Origin of the sequence: Janthinobacterium salmonicoloratum (assembly GCF_051380845.1) — a bacterium.
Classification (GTDB): domain Bacteria; phylum Pseudomonadota; class Gammaproteobacteria; order Burkholderiales; family Burkholderiaceae_D; genus Janthinobacterium; species Janthinobacterium lividum_F.
Genome location: NZ_JBNYXV010000007.1, coordinates 157,478 through 175,438, shown reverse-complemented (window position 1 = coordinate 175,438; position 17,961 = coordinate 157,478). Strand labels below are relative to the sequence as shown.

Sequence of the window (17,961 nt, the reverse complement as noted above, 5' to 3'; positions counted from 1 at the left end):
CTCGCTCGCTTTACAAAATATTGGTCATCATGAATCAGGCAGAACAGCAGCGCCTCCTGGCTATCCTGGAGTATTGGCACAAGATCGAATTCTTTATCCCGTTTGACCTGAATCAAATCACGGACGTTGAAGACCAGTCCACCGTGCGTCTCCTGCACCGCGAACAGCTGGCGCAATTGCCGCTGCAGTTCGCCACGCAATGGCAAGTGCCGTCCGACCGCGAAATCGACGGTTTCTCGCTGTTCCTCGGCGTGTTCGACAAGGCCGAAATCAACAAGGCTAGTCCGCCGGCCAACGGCCCGGAAAACATTGCCGAAACAGAAAAAACAGAACTGCTGGGACGCTCGTGCTTTGCCCGCCTGAACCTCAATGCGCTGGGCGAGCCGCAGTTCGATCCCGTGTCCGTGTCGACCTTGCCGTGGGCGCTGGGCCGCGCCCGCACACCGGACTGGTCAGGCCTGAGCCTGGATGCCTTCAGCGACAGCCAGCTGGCGCTGCAAGACAGCCTGCGCAACTTCGCCGCCGCCCGCGCCCCGCAGCAAGTGACGGACGAGGTGGGCAATGTCTCAGCGCCCCTGTCCGGCATGGAAATTGCGGCCCTGGCCGACCTGCTGCGCGACTGGGCTGGTTTCCACCCGTCGGCCGGCCAGCCGCTGGCCGTGCTGGAATTGCGCACGCGCAAGAAACGCGCCGCCGTGGCGGACGCCGACCTGGCGGAAGCCAGCCAGAACCGCAGCCTGGACTTTGGCGACGCGGTGGAGCCAAGCATCGATATCCTCAACAGTTTTTACCTCGATGACCTGGAACAGATCATCCGCGCCTTGCGTGGCGGCAAGCTGCCGGCGACGGTCGCCGCCTATTTGACGCCGCTGGCGCAGGATGAACGCATCGACCTGTACAGCCCCGCCGGACGCCAGGCGCTGGCCGCCATGCTCAATCCCGCCAATATGAACCGGGGACACTGGCTGGAAGACGCCAGCTACGCCATGAGCCTGATGCAGCAATTCGCCATCCATGGCGCGCGCACGGGCTTGAGCGAGCGGGGCATCTTTTCCGTCAACGGCCCACCCGGCACGGGCAAGACGACCTTGCTGCGCGAATTGTTCGCCGACAACATCGTGCGCCGCGCGAGCGTGCTGTCCTGCCTGGACCGCGCCGGCGACGCCTTCATCGGCAAGGTGGCGGTCGCCTTCGAAGGCGTGCGCGACCCCATCACGATTGCCCGCTTGCGCCCGGAACTGACGGGCTTTGAAATGGTCGTCGCCTCGTCGAACAATGCGGCCGTGGAAAACATTTCCGGTGATTTACCTAAGCCCAAGCAACTGGGCAAGGAATGGGCGCGCACGCGCTATTTCGAAAGCGTGGCGCGCCGGGTCGTGGCCGACGGCAATGGCGCCAACCGCGCCCTGGGCGAGACGGAAGCGCCATGGGGCTTGATGTCCTGTGCGCTGGGCAACAACGCCAACCGCCGCCGCTTCGTCAGCAATTTTTATGACGATGACTGGGATAAAACCACTGCGCGCAAGACGCCGAACGCGCAAAATATCCGCCAATGGCTGGCCAGCTACCAGGGCGTCAGCTTCGCCCAGGCGGCGCGCGAGTTTCGCGAGACGGAACACGTGGTGGAAAAAGCCCTGGCCGAGCACGCCCAGTACGCGGCCCTGTGGCAAGCCGTGGGTACCTGTACGGAAGAAAATTTCATCCAGGCCAGCCAGCAGGCGCTGATTGCTGCCGAGCAAGAGATGGATGCGGCCAACGGCGCCCTGTCCGGCGCGCTGGCGCAGCAGGACACCCTGCTCGCCAGCAAAAAGGAATTGCTGGAAGAAGAACGCCTGGTGGCGCTGACGCAGCCCGGCTTTTTCGCCCGCTTGTTCCGTACGGCACCGGCGCGCGCCTACAAGGACGCCGTCGTCGCCAACGCCGAGGCGCAGCGCCAGGCCGCGCGCGACGTATCGGCCATCAAGCTGCTGCTGAAAGGCGAGCTGGAGCCGCGCTGCGAGCGCGCCCGCAACAGCCTGCACATCGCCCTGCGCACGGCGCAGTCGCGCCAGCGCGAATGGGATGACAGCACGGAACTGCTGCGCCGCGCACGCATGCGTTTCCCCACCATTATCGCGCCAGCGACCCTGGACGAGCTGGACGGGGACGCGCTGCAGATAGCCGGCCTGTGGCATGAGCCGGCCCTGGCGCGCTTGCGCTCGCGCCTGTTCGCCAAGGCCCTGGCCCTGCACGAAGCGTGGCTGGCGGAAGTGGCGAAGAAGGGCGGACCCGGCTTTGGCGGCAACTTGCTGGCCGTGTCGAAATTGCTGAAAAACAAGCGCGCCTATGACCAGTCGCATATCGCCATGGTGTGGCACAGCCTGTTCATGGTGGTGCCTGTCGTGTCGACCACGTTTGCCTCGTTCGCGCGCCAGTTCCAGGGCATGGGCCCCGAATCGCTGGGCTGGCTATTCATCGATGAAGCGGGCCAGGCCGTGCCGCAAGCGGCGCTGGGCAGCCTGTGGCGCGCCAAGCGCGCCATCGTCGTGGGCGACCCGCTGCAGATCGAACCCGTATTCACGGTACCGGGCCGCCTCGTGCAAACCTTGTCTGCCCTGTCGCCGCATACGCAGGACGGCAGTTACGCGCCAACCTCCGTTTCCGTGCAGACCCTGGCCGACAAGGCCAACCGCTATGGCGCGCTGGTCGGCGCCAATAGCGCACAGCCGCTGTGGATAGGCAGCCCCTTGCGCGTGCACCGCCGCTGCGTGGAACCGATGTTCTCGCTGGCCAACAGCATCGCCTACGAAGACAAGATGGTCTACGGCTTAACTGACCGCACGCCGCCGGTCGGCGCACGGGGCCTCACGCGGGGCCCCAGCCGCTGGATCGACGCCACCGGCCCCGTCAGCTACAAGCAGGTGGTGCCCGTGCAGCTCGATTTCGTGCTGGAAGTGCTGCTGAAACTGTATCGCCGCGACGGCAAGCTGCCCGATATGTATGTGATTACGCCGTTCAAGGCCGTGCGCAAGGAATTGCGCGCGCGCATCGTCGATATGGACTGGGACCGCCGCCTTGGCTACGGCAAGGCGCCGACGGCACGTGAATTGCGCCAGTGGAGCAGCCAGATGGTGGGCACCGTGCACACCTTCCAGGGCAAGGAGCAAAGCGTGGTGATGCTGGTCCTGGGCGCCGACGACAGCACGGCAGGCGCCGCGCAATGGGCGGCCAGTACGCCGAACCTGCTCAACGTGGCACTCACGCGCGCGCAGCATCATGTGTATATCGTCGGCAATCCGCTGCTGTGGGGCCAATTGCCGCACTTTGCGCCTGCCTGCGCGCAATTGCCGCATACGGGCATGCATGAGTTCCTTGTCGAAATGGGCTAAACGGGGAAGGTCAGGATAAACGTCGTGGCGGCCGCGTCGGACGCGACCGTCGCGCTGCCGCCATGCAACTGCATGATGGCCGTGACGATGGCCAGGCCCAGGCCTGTGGAGGCGGCCGAATCGCTGCGGGCCGGGTCGGCGCGATAGAAGCGCTCGAACAGGTGGGGCAAGTGGCGTGCGGGGATGGCGGAACCGAGGTTGCTCACGCTCAAATCCACGCCCACGTTTGTCGCATGCGAGCGCAATAAAATCGTGCTGCCGGGAGCGGCATGGCGTATCGCGTTCGACAGCAGATTGCCCAGCGCGCGGCGCAGCAGTTGCGGCTCGGCCGTCACTGCGCCGCTGCCGTGGCAAGCCAGCGCCAGCCCCCGCTCTTCGGCCAGGCCTTCAAAGAAATCGGCCAAGCGCAAGAACTCGTCCTGTACGGGCAAGGCTTGCTTAATCAGGACCATCTCATCCTGCTGCGCCCGCGCCAAAAACAACATGCTGTCGATCATGCGCGACAACCGTTCCAGCTCTTCCACATTCGACGACACCAGCTGTTCATACTCGTGCGCACTGCGCGGACGGGCCAGCATGACCTGGCTTTGCCCCAGCAAATTGGTGACGGGCGTGCGGAATTCATGCGCCAGGTCGGCGGAAAATTGCGACAGCCGCGCATAGCCTTCCTGCAGCCGCGCCAGCATGGCGTTCAGCGCCTGGATCAAAGGCAAGAGCTCCGTCGGCGCGCCGCGCACATCGAGTTGCTGCTCCAGCTTGCCCGGCCGCACCAGGGCCGCATGGGCGGCGATATTGCGCAGCGGCCGCAATCCCCGCAGCAGCATCACGCTCGACAATAGCGCCGCCACCAGCGCGCTGACGGCGACGGACACGACGATCTGCCAGCGGTAGGCGGCAAACATGGCCGTGCGGTCGCCGTAGACCCTGGCGACGGAAATGTCGGCCATCTGCGCCGGGTCGCCGATGCGCGCGCTGGCCGCCACGACTCTGGCCGGATAGCCGTCGCGGCTGGTCCAGCTGACGATGGCGCTGTCCGTGACGGGCGCATCGACGGCCACGGGCACAGGATGCGCCACCGTCTCGCCGTTCGGATTGACGTCGATCAAACGCGTGCCATCGGCGCGCACGATGCGGACCAAGGAGTTTTCTTGCCCGCTCATGGTGTCGCGGAAATACTGGGGCCGCTCGCGGATGATGTCGAGGGTGCCCGCATTGCCCAGCAGCTGCTGGATCTGCCGCAGTTTTCCCAGCAACAAAATGTCATCGCGGCGCTCGATTTCCGCGACGAAGGAACGGTACAAATGCATGCCCAGCCCGGCCGACACGAGCGCCACGATCAGCACGAACACGAGCGTGACGCGCAGCGTCAGCGAGCGGCGGAGTTGCGCCAGCTTCATTGCGTGGCGCCGTTGTCAGGAACCGTGGGCGCGCGCAATTCGCAGACATAGCCCATGCCCCGCAAGGTGTGGATCAGCTTGGGTTCAAACGGATCGTCGAGCTTGCTGCGCAGGCGGCGGATGGCCGCGTCGATGACGTTGGTGTCGCTCTCGAAATTGATGTCCCACACTTGCGAGGCGATGATGGAGCGCGACAAGACTTCTCCCTGGCGCCGCGCCAATAAATGCAGCAAGCCGAATTCCTTCGCCGTCAGCGTGATGCGCTGGCCTTGCCGGCTGACCTTGCGTTTCATCACGTCGATTTCCATGTCGCCGATGCGGATCACGTCGTCTTCGCGCGGCGGCCCGCGCCGCAACAGGGTGCGGATGCGCGCCACCAGTTCGGCAAAGGCAAACGGTTTCACCAGGTAATCGTCGGCGCCCAGCTCCAGCCCTTTCACGCGGTCCTGCACCTCGTCACGCGCCGTGAGGAAAATCACGGGCACGTCCGCGCCGCCCTCTTGCAGGCGCAGCGCGCGCAGCACTTGCCAGCCATCCATGATGGGCAGCATGACGTCGAGCACGATGAGATCGGGCGCTTCCGTGCTGGCCATGTGCAAGCCGTCGCGGCCGTTGCGCGCCAGGCTCACCGTAAAGCCGGACTCGGCCAGGCCTCGCAGCAAATAGTCGCCCGTCTTCGGTTCGTCTTCGATTACCAGGATGCGCATGGCAGCTTTCTTGTGGGAAGTTGAAGCATTTTACGCCGCACGCAGGCCGCCGCGGATGATAAAAATGTCATGCGGCGATCATCTTCGCGTAGGGCAACACTGGCCATACTGGCGCCTCTTTATTCCATGGATGCCAGATGAAAACCCTGTTACTCGGCAGTACCCTGCTGTGCCTGCTGGCCAGCCCAGTCCACGCCCAATTGCGCAAGGTCGATGAACTCTCACTGGCAGCGGCCAACAAGCTGGCCAACGCGGCCATGGCCGCTTGCCAGGCGCAAGGGCGGCACATCGTCGTCACCGTACTGGACCGTGGCGGCAATGTCGTCGCCGTGCAGCGCGCCGATGGCGTGGGCCCCCACAACACGGATGCCAGCCGGCGCAAGGCATACACCGCCCTGTCCACTAAAAGCGACACCTACACGCTGGCCGTCGCCGCGCGCGGCAATCCGGACATGCGCAATTTGACCACCGTGCCCGAGCTGTTGCTGCTGGGTGGTGGCCTGCCGTTGATGGCCCAGGGGCAAGTGGTCGGCGCCATCGGCGTCGCTGGCAGCGGTGGCGCGCTGCAAGACCGCGCCTGCGCCCAGGCAGCCCTGTCCGCCATCCCTGAACTCGATCTCCCCACAACTTGAAAGAAACACGATGAGCTACCTGAAAAAAACCGCGGCCGCCCTGGCCTTCGCCAGCCTGTCCAGCATGGCCCTGGCCGCCGCCAATCCCTTGAGCGTGCACATCCTCAACTTGCAGAGCGGCCAGCCGACGGCGGGCGTGACGGTAACCTTGGAGCAAAAGAAAGGTGAAGGCTGGCAACAGTTGGCCAGCGCCGTGACGAATGCGCAGGGGCGCATCGCGGCCATGTATCCGGCCGAGACGCCCATGCAGGCGGGCGACTACCGCATCGTGTTTAAAACAGGCGAGCACTATGCGCGCCTGAAACAGGAAACCTTCTTCCCAGAAATCCCCGTGCAATTTCACGTGGAAAAGACTGACCAGCACTATCACATTCCCTTGCTGCTCAGTCCTTTCGGCTTTTCCACTTACCGAGGAAACTGACCGTTGATCACGCTACCGTCTTCGCCGTCTGCCCGAACAGCACGCTTTTCGCGTCACCGCTGACGGTGGGCTGCACATTGATTTCGGCCGCGCGGGCATACGCGCGCACGGTGGCGGGGCGGGCCGCAATGGCCGCGAACCAGCGCGCCAGGTGCGGAAAATCTTCCAGCTTCTGGCGCTGGCGTTCGTGCGGCACGATCCATGGATAGATCGCCATGTCGGCGATGGAGTAGCTGTCGCCGGCCACGAATTCACGGTCGGCCAGTCGCTTGTTCAGCACGCCGTACAAACGGTTCGTTTCGTTCACGTAGCGCGTGATGGCGTAGTCGATCGGTTCGGGCGCATATTGCACGAAATGGTGGTTTTGCCCTGCCATGGGGCCAAGGCCTCCCATTTGCCAGAACAGCCATTGCATGACTTCGGCGCGGCCGCGCACGTCGTCCGGCAGGAATTGCCCGCTTTTCTCGGCCAGGTATTGCAAAATCGCACCCGATTCGAACAGGGACAAGGGCGCGCCGCCATCTTCGGGCGCCTGGTCGACGATGGCGGGGATGCGGTTGTTCGGCGCGATGGCGAGAAACTCGGGCTTGAACTGCTCGCCCTTGCCGATATGCACGGGAATGATGTTGTAGGGGATGCCCGCTTCTTCCAGGAACATCGTCACTTTGTGCCCGTTGGGCGTGGTCCAGTAATACAGGTCGATCATCGTGGTCTTTCCAGGTAGATAAGTGGGGCAGGCGCACTTGGCATAACTATTGTCGCGCCGCAACTGATATGCATGGATATAATGCCACGTAAGCGAAAAACAAGACGGCGCCCGAGGCAGCGCAAGCGCCCACTCTCGCCGCAAGAATTGAACGCCGCCATTCCCAAGCACAAACCAAGAAAGCCGACCATGCGCAAACTCCTGATCGTCACGCTATCCGTCCTGCTGTCAGGCTGTGTCCAGGACTTCGCCATCTACATGTTCGATGGGCAAGACCATTCCCTGACCGTACGCCGCCAGCAACGTTATTTTTGGCAAGATACCGTGGAAGTGCAACTGATGGCGAGCAATTTGCCGCAATGCCAGCGCCTGCACACCCTGTCGACCGATGCGCCAGCCGACATCACCGTCGAGCTGTTTGCGGCTGGTGATGGCCTGTGGAATATCCGCATGGGCAAGCAGTTGTGGCAGGCGGAAACGAATACCTGCAATGAGCTGACGGAAATGGAAAACGACCCGAAAGCCGACCTGGGCCAGCCGGTCGGGCAATTCGTGGTCGTCGATGACAAGCTGGAATTCGAACCGGCGCCGCAAGCGGCGGCGCCAGCCCAATAACTTCTTAACGCGCCGCCAGGCTGCGCAGCGGCTTTTTCGCCACGGCGCGTGGCGCGCCAGCCGAACTTGCCGCCAGGCGCGGCGACGTTCCCGGCTCCTGCGCCGACAGTTTGAAGCGCGCCACCAGTTGCGCCAGCACGGCCGCCTGGTCCTGCATGCTCGACGCCGCTGCCGCCGCCTCTTCCACCAGTGCCGCATTTTGTTGCGTCACGCTATCCATCTCCGTAATCGCCTGGTTGACGTGGCCGATGCCCGTGCTTTGCTCATGCGAGGCGGCCGTGATGTCGGCCATGATGTCGGTCACGCGCGAGACGCTGGCCACCACTTGATCCATGGTCGTGCCCGCCTGTGCGACGAGGGTACTGCCGGCCGCGATGCTGTCGACGGAAGCACCGATGAGTTCCTTGATTTCCTTGGCTGCGCCAGCGGACCTTTGGGCCAGATTGCGCACTTCCGACGCCACCACGGCAAAACCGCGTCCCTGCTCACCGGCGCGCGCCGCTTCCACGGCCGCATTCAAGGCCAGGATATTCGTCTGGAAGGCGATGCCGTCGATGACGCCGATGATGTCGACGATCTTGCGCGACGAGGCGTTGATGGTGTCCATGGTGCCGATCACTTGCGCCACCACGGCGCCGCCCTGGCGGGCCACGGCGGAAGCGGACTGCGCCAGTTCATTCGCCTGCACGGCATTGCCTGCGTTTTGTGTCACGGTCGAGGTCAATTCCTCCATGGAGGCTGCCGTCTCTTCCAGCGAACTGGCTTGCATTTCCGTGCGCGCCGACAAGTCCATATTGCCGCTGGCAATCTCGCTCGATGCCGTGGCGATCGTCTCGGCGCTATGGCGGATTTCACTGATCGCGTCGACCAGGTTGGCCTGCATGGTTTTCATCGCGTACAGCACGCTGTGACGGTCATTGGCATGCGTGCGCACGGCGCCACTCAAATCGTTATTCGCGATCTGAGCGGCCACGTCAGCCGCATACTCGGGATCGCCGCCCAGGGCATGGCGCAGGCTGCGGTTGATCACGACGACGACGGCCGCCAGCAGGCCGCACACCAGCACCAGCACGCCCAGCGAGGTGAGCAGTGACTGGCGGAAAGCCGCGTCGATATCGTCCATGTAGACGCCCACCACCAGGGTCCAGGCCCACGGTTTATAGGCCACCACGCGGCTCATCTTCGGTTCGGGGGTTTTCTGGCCCGGACGGGGGAAATAATAGTGGACGAAGCCCTTGCCCGCATCGCTCTTGCCGACGGTAACGATGTCACGGTACAGATAGGTGCCGTTGGCATCCTTGAAATCCGACATATTCTTGCCGTTGGTTTGCGGTGCGGCGGGATTCATCACGACGACGGCATCGAGATTGATGATGGACAAATAACCGGTCTCGCCGAAACGCATGCTCTTGATGACGGCCGTGGCCTGCTTCTGCGCTTCTTCTTTCGTCAAGGCGCCGCTGGCGGCCAGGTCGCCGAACATTTTCACGGCGCCCAGTCCCAGGTCGGCGGCATTGCTCAAGTCGGCGCTGCGCTCTTCGATACGGATCTTGCGGACTTCCAGGGCGTTATAGATAAAAATAACGGTGATACACAACAGGCTGCAAATCAGGGGGATCCATAACTTCTGCTGGAACGTCAATTTCTTCATGCGGTGTCTCCAACTCTCTATTGTGCGGCGAAGGGGCGTGGCCTGCTTCCGGCTCTGCAGGCCAGGAATGCGGCGGCGACAGTGCTCTGGCGGCACCGTTCAGACGTCTCCAGCATACGCTCGAACGACCGATATTTACAATGCCGGGAAGCAATGATTTTTGCCCGGTGTTGTTAATGCGTTGCGACAATTGAAGAGAATTGATGTTGCATTGCAATAAAAATGCTGGCAGCGGCCGCCATTCTTTTACGCTACAGTCATTGCAGTTCGCCACCGCACAAGGAGTTCCATGTCAACCACGTTTACCTGGCAAGGCTTTGCCATCCTGTCGGCCGTGTTTGCGGCACTGACGGCCATCCTGGGCAAGTTGGGCGTGGCCCACCTGAACAGCAATATGGCCACCTTGATACGCACTGGCGTCATCCTCCTGGTGACGGCAGCCATCATCTCGCTGCGCGCAGAGTGGCAGCGCCCCAGCGGCGGCAACTGGGTGGGCTGGACCTGCCTGATCGCTTCGGGCGTCGCCACGGGGCTGTCGTGGCTATGCTATTTCCGCGCATTGCAACTGGGCCCCGTCTCGCTGGTGGCGCCCGTCGACAAGCTCAGCGTGGCGCTGGTGATGCTGGCCGGCTGGCTGGTGCTGGGCGAGCCGTTCACCCTGAAGGCGGCGGCCGGCGGCGGCTTGATCGTGCTCGGTTCGCTGATTTTGCTGCTGTAAGGCATTCCACGGCACGTAGCGGCGCGCCTGTGTCAGAATGCACGCCGGATAGATCGAATCACGAAAGAACAGCATGACCAAGAATGAAGCCATGAAACGCATCAACGACCGCCTGGGCAAACCCACCCTGACGGACAAGAACACGCATTTTTCCAGCGTCGCCAGCTATGGCACGGACGAAGGCTGGTGGCTGAAGATCCCCTTCCTGACCTTCAAGCAGGAATTGCACTTCATCCTCAACAATGAAAAGACGAAAAGCTTCCAGCACCTGAAAATCGGCGCCAACCAGATCCTCAGCCCCGGCATGAAGTTCCGCAGCACGGGCGGCGCGGCCGACGCCTTCATGTCGGCCTCGGCGCCGAAACGCCTGGTCGACTTGCTCGACGGCGGCAGCAAGTACAACTTCACCAAGCATTTCGTCAACGATTATCGCTACTGATGCGCGGCCTGGCTGCCATTTCCTGACGGCAGTTGCGGCGGCAGCCACGCCTTGATCAAATGCTGCGCGATGTCGAGCGCGTCGTCGCGACTGGTGCCGAAATGCAGGGGATAGCCCCAGAACTGGCCGAACATGACGGCAAAAGCCTTGCCAGCCAGGCGCTTGGCCGCACTCGGTTCGACCAGCACCATGCCCTGGATATACGCACGCAGGGCGGTCTTGTGCCGCTTCATCCACAGCACGGCGCGCTTGCGCTCTTCCTGCGGATGCTCATGCCCATCTTCGTCCAGGCCTTCTTCGCTGAGAATGACAAACGCTTGCTGGCGCGCCAGCAGTGCCTCGAACTGGGCGAACAAGGCATCGTCGGGGCTGCTTGCGGCGCTGTCGCGGCGCATCCAGACGAGGGGAAAATCAGTGATATCGAGTTGCATGGGAGACTCCTTCGGGGGGTTGCCGTTCCTCCTGGCCTTCATCAGAACACTGGCGGCGGCGGTTGCCGTTGAAGCGGGGCTGCGGATAGGGACACGATACCGATAGCGGTGCTCGACGTCATTGCATAAAATAGCCACAATATTATTCAATCCAGCCAAAGCGCCGCCCATGCCCCATCCATTGCTGCCCAGCATGCTCACCAACCAGCTCGGCCTGGACGCCACCGCCTCCATCATCGATTTCGACGTCGACGGCGTGCTGCGTCCCCTGTTGGCCCTGGGCCTGGCCAGCGTGCGCGAGGAATGGGAGCAAGCGCCGCACCAGCACCGCAAGGGGCAGTTGCTATACGCCACGCGGGGCGTGATTCATTGTGAGGTGGAAAGTGGCGTGTGGATCGTGCCGCCCCAGTGCGCCGTGTGGATACCGGGCGGCCTGATGCACGCCGCGCAGGGCGTGGGCGAGGCCGAGTGCTACTGCCTGTTTGTCGAGGCGGCCATGGCACCGGCCTTGCCGGCCGTCTGCTGTACCGTGGCCGTATCGCCGCTGCTGCGCGAACTCATCGCCAAAGCAGCCGGTTTTCCTACACTGACCGCGCTGCATGGCGCGCAGGAACGCCTGGTGGCCACCCTGCTCGATGAGCTGGCGGCAGCCCCCGTGGAAGACTTGCATCTGCCGATGCCGAGCGATGTACGGCTGCGCCGCCTGGCTGCCCTGCTGCTGGCGCAGCCGGCCGATAAAAGCTCGCTGGCCGAATGGGCCAGGCGCATCGGCATGAGCGAGCGCAGCATGACCCGGCAGTCATTGGAGGAAATGGGCATGAGCGTAGGCCGCTGGCGCCGGCAATTGCACGTTATCCTGGCCTTGCAAGGGCTGGCACGAGGCCACAGCGTGAAAGCGGTGGCGCTGGAACTGGGCTATGAAAACACCAGTGGTTTTGTCACCATGTTCCGCAAGGCGGTGGGCAAGCCACCGGCGCGCTACCTGGCGGAACGGGAATCCGGAAGACCATGAAAAAAGGCGGCATATGCCGCCTTCGTCATGCATCGTCGCTGAAAAATCAGCTTTCGCGTGCCAGCGCCAGGAACTCCGTGCGCAGCGCCAGGTTCGGCTGCATCTCGCCCAGCATGGCCGAGGTGATGGTTTCTTCGCCTGGCGTACGGATGCCGCGGCTTTCCATGCACAGGTGGCGGCAGCGCACGACCACGCCCACCGATTTCGGTTCCAGCACTTCCATCAGGGCATTGGCGATCTGCATCGTCATGCGTTCCTGCACTTGCAGGCGCTTGGAGAAGCAATCGACGAGGCGCGTCAGTTTCGACAGGCCGACGATCTTGCCGTTTGGCACGTAGCCGATGGTGGCCTTGCCGAAGAACGGCGCCAGATGGTGTTCGCAATGGCTGTAGACGGGGATGCCGCGCACGACGATCAACTCGTTGTACTGTTCCGCGCCATCTTCAAAGGCTTTCAGCAAGTCCACCGGATCCTGGCCATAGCCTGACGTCCAGTGCTTCCACGCCTTGGCCACGCGCGCCGGCGTTTCCAGCAAGCCAGGACGCTGCGGATCTTCGCCCAAGCTGCTGATCAGCCGGCGCCAGTCGTTTTCGGAGAATTCTTCTTGAGACATGCTAAACCACCCTAAAATTTTCAATTGCCGCCAGTATATAGAAAATGCGGCAAGCTGCCCGAGCTGCCTCCGCTTTACCTATACGGTTGGCGGACGGTGCGCGCCGACCAGCAGCGCCGAAATCGACACGCTGGAACTCGCTTCCGGCCATGCATCGCCGGGGCCGAACCAGCGCGCCTCGGCGATCTCGTTCTCGTCGAGGCGGATCTCGCCATCGAGGTAGTCGGCCGTAAACGCGATCATCAGCGAATGGGGAAAGGGCCAGGACTGGCTCATGAAGTACTGCAGATTGTGCACACGCAAGCCCACCTCTTCCATCACTTCGCGGTGCACGGCTTCCTCGATCGATTCGCCCGCTTCCAGGAAACCGGCCAACGGACTGAAGCGCTGCGATGGCGAGTGCTTGTGCATGGCCAGCAGCACCTGGTCGCCCTTGCGGATGAGTACCATCATGGCCGGTGAAATGCGCGGATACGCGAGCATGCCGCAGGCGGCGCATGTGAAGCAACGTTCGCCGCGCGTGCGCTGCATGGGCGAGGCGCACACGCCGCAATGGCGGTGCGTGCGCGCCCACTCGGCCAGTTGCACGGCGCGGCTGGCCAGGCCCAGGAAGCCATCGTCGACAGCCTGGAACAGCGAGCGCATGCCGTGCCAGGCCAGGCCGGCGCCCACTGGCAACTCCTCGTCGGTCCAGACGGTCTGACAATAGCGGTCTTGCCACAAGCCTACGGGCTGCGCGCGGCTCAGGTCGATATCGAGCGCGGCCACCTCGGTGGCAGTGGGCAAGAGCAGTTCCGGCGTACGCAACAGCAGGCGCCCGCGGTGGAAGACAAAGGTGAGCGTCTGGTCGGCGGCCGGGGCCGGTTCAGGCGCGTCGATCAGGGGAACAAAGGCGTCGGGAGTCTGCAGCATGCTTGGCGGAAATTTGTAAAGGTTGCTCATCATACTCCCGCTGCCGGAGGCTTGCGCGCATAGCAGCGGCCGGGCAGCAAAGCAAGCATTCATGCGGCATCACAGTGTTTTTTTTGCGGCACACGCATTTCGTTGTGTAAACGAGACTGATAACGATTCTCATTTACGAATTGATGTCCAATAATTACAATGTCTGCCAACCCGTCCATCGCCAGCCACTTGCCCGCGTGCCCAAGCACAGCAGCGCAGAGCCAGCCAGGAACCACTACCTGACCTTATCGAGAGAGCAAGATGGCAATCAAGAGCCGCAAACACGCCCCAACCCGTTTCAACCAGCACATCGGCGCCGCCCTGGCCGTGATGCTGCTGCCCGTCGCCGCCCAGGCGGCCGACCCGGCCGGCCAAAGCGCCCCGGCATCGCAGCAAACCCTGAACGAAATCAAGGTCGTGGGCTCGAAGGAAAATGATTTCAAGGCCGAAAAAGCCTCGTCGCCGAAATACACGGAAGAGCTGGTCAACACGCCGCAAACCATCGTCGTGATCAAGAAGGAATTGATCGAACAGCAAGGCGCGCTGACCTTGACGGACGCGCTGCGCAACACGCCTGGCGTGGGTACTTTCTTCCTCGGTGAAAACGGCAACACGAATACGGGCGACGCCGTCTACATGCGCGGTTTCGATTCGTCCGGCAGCATCTATGTCGATGGCGTGCGCGACGTGGGCTCCATCTCGCGCGACGTCTTCAACATCGAACAGATCGATGTGCTGAAGGGTCCGGCGGGCACGGACAGCGGCCGCGGTTCGCCCACCGGTTCGATCAACCTGGTCAGCAAGACGGCGACCATGGAAAACAAATTCAATTCCTTGCTGACGGCGGGCAGCGGCAAGCAGAAACGCGCCACGGCCGACTGGAACCGCATCCTCGACAGCGACTCGGGCACGGCAATGCGCCTGAACCTGATGACGCAGGACAGCGGCAACCCGGCGCGCGATGAAGTCAAGAACAAGCGCTGGGCCTTCGCGCCCACCGTCACCTTCGGCATCGGCAAGCCAACGCGCATCACGGCCAGCTACCTGCACGTGGATCAAAACAACGTGCCCGACGGCGGCGTGCCGACCATCGGCTTGCCAGGCTATTCGACGCCGGACGTCGCCACGAAGGAGCAACCGGTCATCCGCACCTTCCTGAATAGCGCCGCCAAGGTCGATCCGAAGAATTTCTACGGTTCTACCTCGGACTACGACAAGGTCAAGGCCGACATGGGCACCTTGCGCATCGACCATGATTTCTCGCCCAACGTGCAGCTCCAGAACACCACGCGCTACGGCAAGACCAAGCAGGACTACCTGCTGACGGCCTTCATGGGCAGCATGGTCAACCTGAAGACACCGGCCCCGATCGATCCGTCGACTTGGAGCCTGGCGCGCTCGCTGCGCACCGTCAAGGACCAGGAAAACACGATTCTGACCAACCAGACCGTGGTCAGCGCGCAATTCGACACAGGCGTGCTGAAGCACTCCGTGGTGGCCGGCGCCGAGTTCACCAGCGAAAAACAGAGCAACTACAGCTATGTGCCAGCCAGCCTGGGCACCTTGCCGGCAGCGAACCTGTACAAGCCGAATCCGCGTGACACCGTCACCGGCCATAACCCCGTGCGTAGCGGCGCCTTCACCGAAGGCGAAGTCAACACGCAAAGCCTGTATGTCTTCGATACCGTCAAGTTCGGCGACAAGTGGATCTTCAACGGTGGCGTGCGTTTCGACCATTTCAACACCACGTATGACGCCGTCACCTTGCAAACGGCCGTGACTGCGCCCGCGGTACAGCCATTGCCAGTGGGCACGCCGATTCCCACCCATTTGACCCTGAGCGACACCTTGGCCAATGGCAAGATCTCGGCCATGTACAAGCCGACGCCGGACAGCAGCGTGTACGCCTTGCTGGCCACGTCGAAAGCGCCACCTGGCGTCAACTTCGCCCTGAGCGCCGCCGCCAGCAGCGCGCAAAACCCGAACTATGACCCACAGGAAACCATCACCAAGGAAATCGGCACCAAGTGGGATTTCCTGAAGCAAAAACTGTCGTTCTCGGCCGCCGTCTACCAGACCACCGTCAAGAATGAAGTGGAACAGGATCCTGTGATCCCGACCATTTATTACCAGACCGGCAAGAAGCGCGTGGAAGGCCTGGAACTGGGCGTGGTGGGCGAGATCATGCCGAACTGGCTGGTCAGCGCCGGCTATACCCGCATGAATACCAAGGTCGAGTCGGGCAAGGTCGTCACAGCCAGCGGCATCAATAACCTCAGCTACACGCCAAAACAGGCGTTCACCAGCTGGACCTCGTACACCCTGCCGTTTGGCCTGAAGATCGGCGGCGGCGCGCGTTACGTGGGTGAAATGCTGCGCGGCACCGATGGCGCCGTCGGCACGCCAGCCCGCGTGGATGCCTACTGGGTCTTCGACGCGATGGCGACTTATACCGTCAACAAAAACCTCGACCTGCAGTTGAACGCCTACAACCTGGCCGACAAGACCTATGTGGCGGCCATCAACAAGTCCGGCTTCCGCTACACCCCGGGCCAGCCACGTTCGTTCAGCCTGACGGCAAATATCAAGTTCTAACATTGAGAACCCGCATTGCGCTACATTCAGCCCCTCTTCGGAGGGGCTTTTTTATTGTCCTGACAATCTTGTCTTTTTTGGGGTAGCGCCAGCCCGCCGCGACTAGCGTATGAAAAGTCATACAGCGATGCGCCACCGCGTCCAATATTTCGCGCAAGCACACCAAGTTGCGACATCCTGACAACAAAAAAGCGACTTTAAATCAACAACTTAAGAAGTTAGGTCGCAAATTCCCATTTCAGGCATATCCTTTGCTATGTACAGGTTTTGCTGCAAATAATCGCTAGCACGCAAGGGCTTGTTTTTGAGAAATATTGACTCCAAGCTTGAGTTGCTCGCTATCAATAATCCGCTCACAGCGGCGTTTCACCGGAGGAGTCAAAATGAAAAAGAAACGGCCATTAACCCTGTACATCCTGATTGCCATGATCCTCGGCATTGCCGTGGGCTATGGATGCAACACCGCCTTCCCTGATGCCAAGCTCAGCGCTCAGATCGCTGGCAATATTTCCATCGTCACCGACGTCTTCCTGCGCCTGATCAAAATGATCATTGCGCTGCTGGTGTTCTCCACCCTGACGGTCGGCATTGCCCACATGGGCGACGGCAAGACGGCGGGCCGTATCGGCCTGAAAGCCATGTGCTGGTTCGTCGTTGCCTCGCTGGTCTCGCTGGCGCTGGGCATGGTCTTGTCGAACCTGATGCAGCTGGGAACCAACCTCGGTTTGCCATTGCCGGACATACACGCTTCAACCAATTTGAAAACGGCCGCCTTCACCTTGAAAGATTTCTTCACGCACCTGGTGCCGAAGTCGCCGATCGAGGCCATGGCCAACAATGAAATCCTGCAAGTGCTGGTGTTCTCGATCTTCTTCGGCGGCGCACTGGCCGGCCTGGGCGAATCGGGCAAGACCCTGACAGCCGTCGTCGACCAGCTGGCACAAGTCATGCTGCGCATCACCGGCACCATCATGAACCTGGCCCCACTGGCCGTGTTCGCCGCGATGGCCTCCGTCATCACCACCCACGGCCTGGGCGTGCTGGTCACGTTTGCCAAGTTCATGGGCGGCTTCTACGTGGGCCTGCTGTGCCTGTGGACCCTGCTGATCGGCGCCGGCTTCGTGGTCATCGGCCCGCGCATTTTCAAGCTCGTCGGCCTGATCCGCGAACCGTTCCTGCTGGCATTCTCGACGGCCAGCTCCGAAGCGGCCTATCCAAAACTGCTGACGGCGCTCGACCAGTTCGGCGTGGACCGCAAGATTTCAAGTTTTGTGTTGCCAATGGGCTACTCGTTCAATCTCGACGGCTCGATGATGTACTGCACCTTTGCCGTGCTGTTCATTGCGCAAGCCTATGGTATCGACCTGTCGATCGGCACCCAGATCACCATGCTGCTGCTGCTGATGCTGACCTCGAAAGGCATGGCCGGCGTACCGCGCGCCTCGCTGGTGGTAATTGCCGCTACCCTGAACCAGTTCAATATTCCGGAAGCGGGCTTGCTGCTGCTGATGGGCGTCGACCAATTCCTCGACATGGGCCGTTCGGCTACCAACGCGGTCGGCAATGCCGTCGCCACGGCCGTCGTCGCCAAATGGGAAGGTGGCCTGGCCACCGAGGAAGAAGCAGCCGCGGCCAATGCGGCCAGCCAGAACACGGAAAGCCATTGGGGCGAAGCGGATCACGCTAGCAAAGCCTGATAGCGCCATGGCCCGCC

16 protein-coding genes are annotated in these 17,961 nt (G+C 62.2%); 9 read left to right on the top strand and 7 right to left on the bottom strand.

The genetic code is table 11. From position 1 onward, the window contains the following. Nucleotides 1-29: 29 nt before the first annotated feature. Entirely contained in the window at nt 30-3,368 is a 3,339-nt protein-coding gene (locus tag ACQ4WY_RS25125) for a DEAD/DEAH box helicase (protein ID WP_436506398.1), read from the top strand. On the opposite strand, the gene ACQ4WY_RS25120 is transcribed toward ACQ4WY_RS25125, so the two are convergent. Both ACQ4WY_RS25120 and ACQ4WY_RS25115 read right to left on the bottom strand, forming a co-directional pair. After that, nucleotides 3,365-4,765, bottom strand: a complete 1,401-nt coding sequence (locus ACQ4WY_RS25120) for a heavy metal sensor histidine kinase (RefSeq protein ID WP_436506397.1) — start codon at nt 4,763-4,765, stop codon at nt 3,365-3,367. The genes ACQ4WY_RS25125 and ACQ4WY_RS25120 overlap by 4 nt on opposite strands. Continuing rightward, entirely contained in the window at nt 4,762-5,472 is a 711-nt protein-coding gene (locus tag ACQ4WY_RS25115; protein ID WP_436506396.1) for a heavy metal response regulator transcription factor, read from the bottom strand. Before ACQ4WY_RS25115 ends, ACQ4WY_RS25120 begins: the two co-directional genes overlap by 4 nt. 137 nt (nt 5,473-5,609) lie before the next feature. On the opposite strand from ACQ4WY_RS25115, the gene ACQ4WY_RS25110 reads away from it, so the two are divergent. Continuing rightward, complete coding sequence (locus ACQ4WY_RS25110) at nt 5,610-6,104, top strand: GlcG/HbpS family heme-binding protein (protein WP_436506395.1); 495 nt, start codon at nt 5,610-5,612, stop codon at nt 6,102-6,104. A gap of 10 nt (nt 6,105-6,114) precedes the next feature. Next, nucleotides 6,115-6,525 carry a hydroxyisourate hydrolase gene (uraH, locus tag ACQ4WY_RS25105; protein WP_436506394.1) on the top strand — a complete coding sequence of 137 codons (411 nt, stop codon included), beginning with the start codon at nt 6,115-6,117 and terminating at the stop codon, nt 6,523-6,525. 7 nt (nt 6,526-6,532) lie between these two features. On the opposite strand, the gene ACQ4WY_RS25100 is transcribed toward uraH, so the two are convergent. Further along, entirely contained in the window at nt 6,533-7,231 is a 699-nt protein-coding gene (locus ACQ4WY_RS25100; RefSeq protein ID WP_436506393.1) for a glutathione binding-like protein, read from the bottom strand. Between the two features lie 189 nt (nt 7,232-7,420). Between ACQ4WY_RS25100 and ACQ4WY_RS25095 the strand changes: the two genes are divergently transcribed. Continuing rightward, complete coding sequence (locus ACQ4WY_RS25095) at nt 7,421-7,846, top strand: hypothetical protein (RefSeq protein ID WP_353659592.1); 426 nt, start codon at nt 7,421-7,423, stop codon at nt 7,844-7,846. Between the two features lie 4 nt (nt 7,847-7,850). On the opposite strand, the gene ACQ4WY_RS25090 is transcribed toward ACQ4WY_RS25095, so the two are convergent. Beyond that, the gene (locus tag ACQ4WY_RS25090; protein ID WP_436506392.1) at nt 7,851-9,497 is read right to left on the bottom strand and encodes a methyl-accepting chemotaxis protein; all 1,647 of its coding nucleotides are present in this window, start codon (nt 9,495-9,497) and stop codon (nt 7,851-7,853) included. A gap of 289 nt (nt 9,498-9,786) precedes the next feature. On the opposite strand from ACQ4WY_RS25090, the gene ACQ4WY_RS25085 reads away from it, so the two are divergent. Both ACQ4WY_RS25085 and ACQ4WY_RS25080 read left to right on the top strand, forming a co-directional pair. Next, entirely contained in the window at nt 9,787-10,215 is a 429-nt protein-coding gene (locus ACQ4WY_RS25085; protein ID WP_086139382.1) for an EamA family transporter, read from the top strand. A 73-nt stretch (nt 10,216-10,288) separates the two neighbouring features. Next, on the top strand, nt 10,289-10,654 hold the full coding sequence (locus ACQ4WY_RS25080) for a hypothetical protein (protein WP_219312119.1): 366 nt from the start codon (nt 10,289-10,291) through the stop codon (nt 10,652-10,654). On the opposite strand, the gene ACQ4WY_RS25075 is transcribed toward ACQ4WY_RS25080, so the two are convergent. Further along, nucleotides 10,648-11,085, bottom strand: a complete 438-nt coding sequence (locus ACQ4WY_RS25075) for a hypothetical protein (RefSeq protein ID WP_436506391.1) — start codon at nt 11,083-11,085, stop codon at nt 10,648-10,650. The two genes, ACQ4WY_RS25080 and ACQ4WY_RS25075, sit on opposite strands and share 7 nt — an antisense overlap. Nucleotides 11,086-11,278: 193 nt before the next feature. Here ACQ4WY_RS25075 and ACQ4WY_RS25070 point away from each other — a divergent pair, with 193 nt between their 5' ends. Then, nucleotides 11,279-12,097 carry an AraC family transcriptional regulator gene (locus tag ACQ4WY_RS25070; RefSeq protein WP_436506456.1) on the top strand — a complete coding sequence of 273 codons (819 nt, stop codon included), beginning with the start codon at nt 11,279-11,281 and terminating at the stop codon, nt 12,095-12,097. A 46-nt stretch (nt 12,098-12,143) separates the two neighbouring features. Here the strand turns inward: ACQ4WY_RS25070 and folE are convergent, their stop codons facing one another. Both folE and nudC read right to left on the bottom strand, forming a co-directional pair. Then, the gene (folE, locus tag ACQ4WY_RS25065) at nt 12,144-12,710 is read right to left on the bottom strand and encodes a GTP cyclohydrolase I FolE (RefSeq protein WP_290602537.1); all 567 of its coding nucleotides are present in this window, start codon (nt 12,708-12,710) and stop codon (nt 12,144-12,146) included. A 78-nt stretch (nt 12,711-12,788) separates the two neighbouring features. After that, nucleotides 12,789-13,622 carry an NAD(+) diphosphatase gene (gene nudC, locus ACQ4WY_RS25060; protein WP_436506455.1) on the bottom strand — a complete coding sequence of 278 codons (834 nt, stop codon included), beginning with the start codon at nt 13,620-13,622 and terminating at the stop codon, nt 12,789-12,791. 291 nt (nt 13,623-13,913) lie between these two features. Here nudC and ACQ4WY_RS25055 point away from each other — a divergent pair, with 291 nt between their 5' ends. Next, a complete protein-coding gene (locus tag ACQ4WY_RS25055; protein ID WP_436506390.1) occupies nt 13,914-16,247 on the top strand; it encodes a catecholate siderophore receptor Fiu in 2,334 nt (777 codons plus the stop codon). A 383-nt stretch (nt 16,248-16,630) separates the two neighbouring features. Continuing rightward, nucleotides 16,631-17,944 carry a dicarboxylate/amino acid:cation symporter gene (locus tag ACQ4WY_RS25050; protein ID WP_353659585.1) on the top strand — a complete coding sequence of 438 codons (1,314 nt, stop codon included), beginning with the start codon at nt 16,631-16,633 and terminating at the stop codon, nt 17,942-17,944. The last annotated feature ends 17 nt before the right edge of the window (nt 17,945-17,961 follow it).

Coding starts and splice junctions, on each gene's coding strand:
- ACQ4WY_RS25080 (WP_219312119.1), top strand. CDS start 10,289: ATGACCAAGAATGAAGCCATGAAACGCATCAACGACCGCCTGGGCAAA.
- ACQ4WY_RS25085 (WP_086139382.1), top strand. CDS start 9,787: ATGTCAACCACGTTTACCTGGCAAGGCTTTGCCATCCTGTCGGCCGTG.
- ACQ4WY_RS25115 (WP_436506396.1), bottom strand. CDS start 5,472: ATGCGCATCCTGGTAATCGAAGACGAACCGAAGACGGGCGACTATTTG.
- uraH (WP_436506394.1), top strand. CDS start 6,115: ATGAGCTACCTGAAAAAAACCGCGGCCGCCCTGGCCTTCGCCAGCCTG.
- nudC (WP_436506455.1), bottom strand. CDS start 13,622: ATGCTGCAGACTCCCGACGCCTTTGTTCCCCTGATCGACGCGCCTGAA.
- folE (WP_290602537.1), bottom strand. CDS start 12,710: ATGTCTCAAGAAGAATTCTCCGAAAACGACTGGCGCCGGCTGATCAGC.
- ACQ4WY_RS25110 (WP_436506395.1), top strand. CDS start 5,610: ATGAAAACCCTGTTACTCGGCAGTACCCTGCTGTGCCTGCTGGCCAGC.
- ACQ4WY_RS25070 (WP_436506456.1), top strand. CDS start 11,279: ATGCTCACCAACCAGCTCGGCCTGGACGCCACCGCCTCCATCATCGAT.
- ACQ4WY_RS25095 (WP_353659592.1), top strand. CDS start 7,421: ATGCGCAAACTCCTGATCGTCACGCTATCCGTCCTGCTGTCAGGCTGT.
- ACQ4WY_RS25120 (WP_436506397.1), bottom strand. CDS start 4,765: ATGAAGCTGGCGCAACTCCGCCGCTCGCTGACGCTGCGCGTCACGCTC.
- ACQ4WY_RS25075 (WP_436506391.1), bottom strand. CDS start 11,085: ATGCAACTCGATATCACTGATTTTCCCCTCGTCTGGATGCGCCGCGAC.
- ACQ4WY_RS25100 (WP_436506393.1), bottom strand. CDS start 7,231: ATGATCGACCTGTATTACTGGACCACGCCCAACGGGCACAAAGTGACG.
- ACQ4WY_RS25125 (WP_436506398.1), top strand. CDS start 30: ATGAATCAGGCAGAACAGCAGCGCCTCCTGGCTATCCTGGAGTATTGG.
- ACQ4WY_RS25055 (WP_436506390.1), top strand. CDS start 13,914: ATGGCAATCAAGAGCCGCAAACACGCCCCAACCCGTTTCAACCAGCAC.
- ACQ4WY_RS25050 (WP_353659585.1), top strand. CDS start 16,631: ATGAAAAAGAAACGGCCATTAACCCTGTACATCCTGATTGCCATGATC.
- ACQ4WY_RS25090 (WP_436506392.1), bottom strand. CDS start 9,497: ATGAAGAAATTGACGTTCCAGCAGAAGTTATGGATCCCCCTGATTTGC.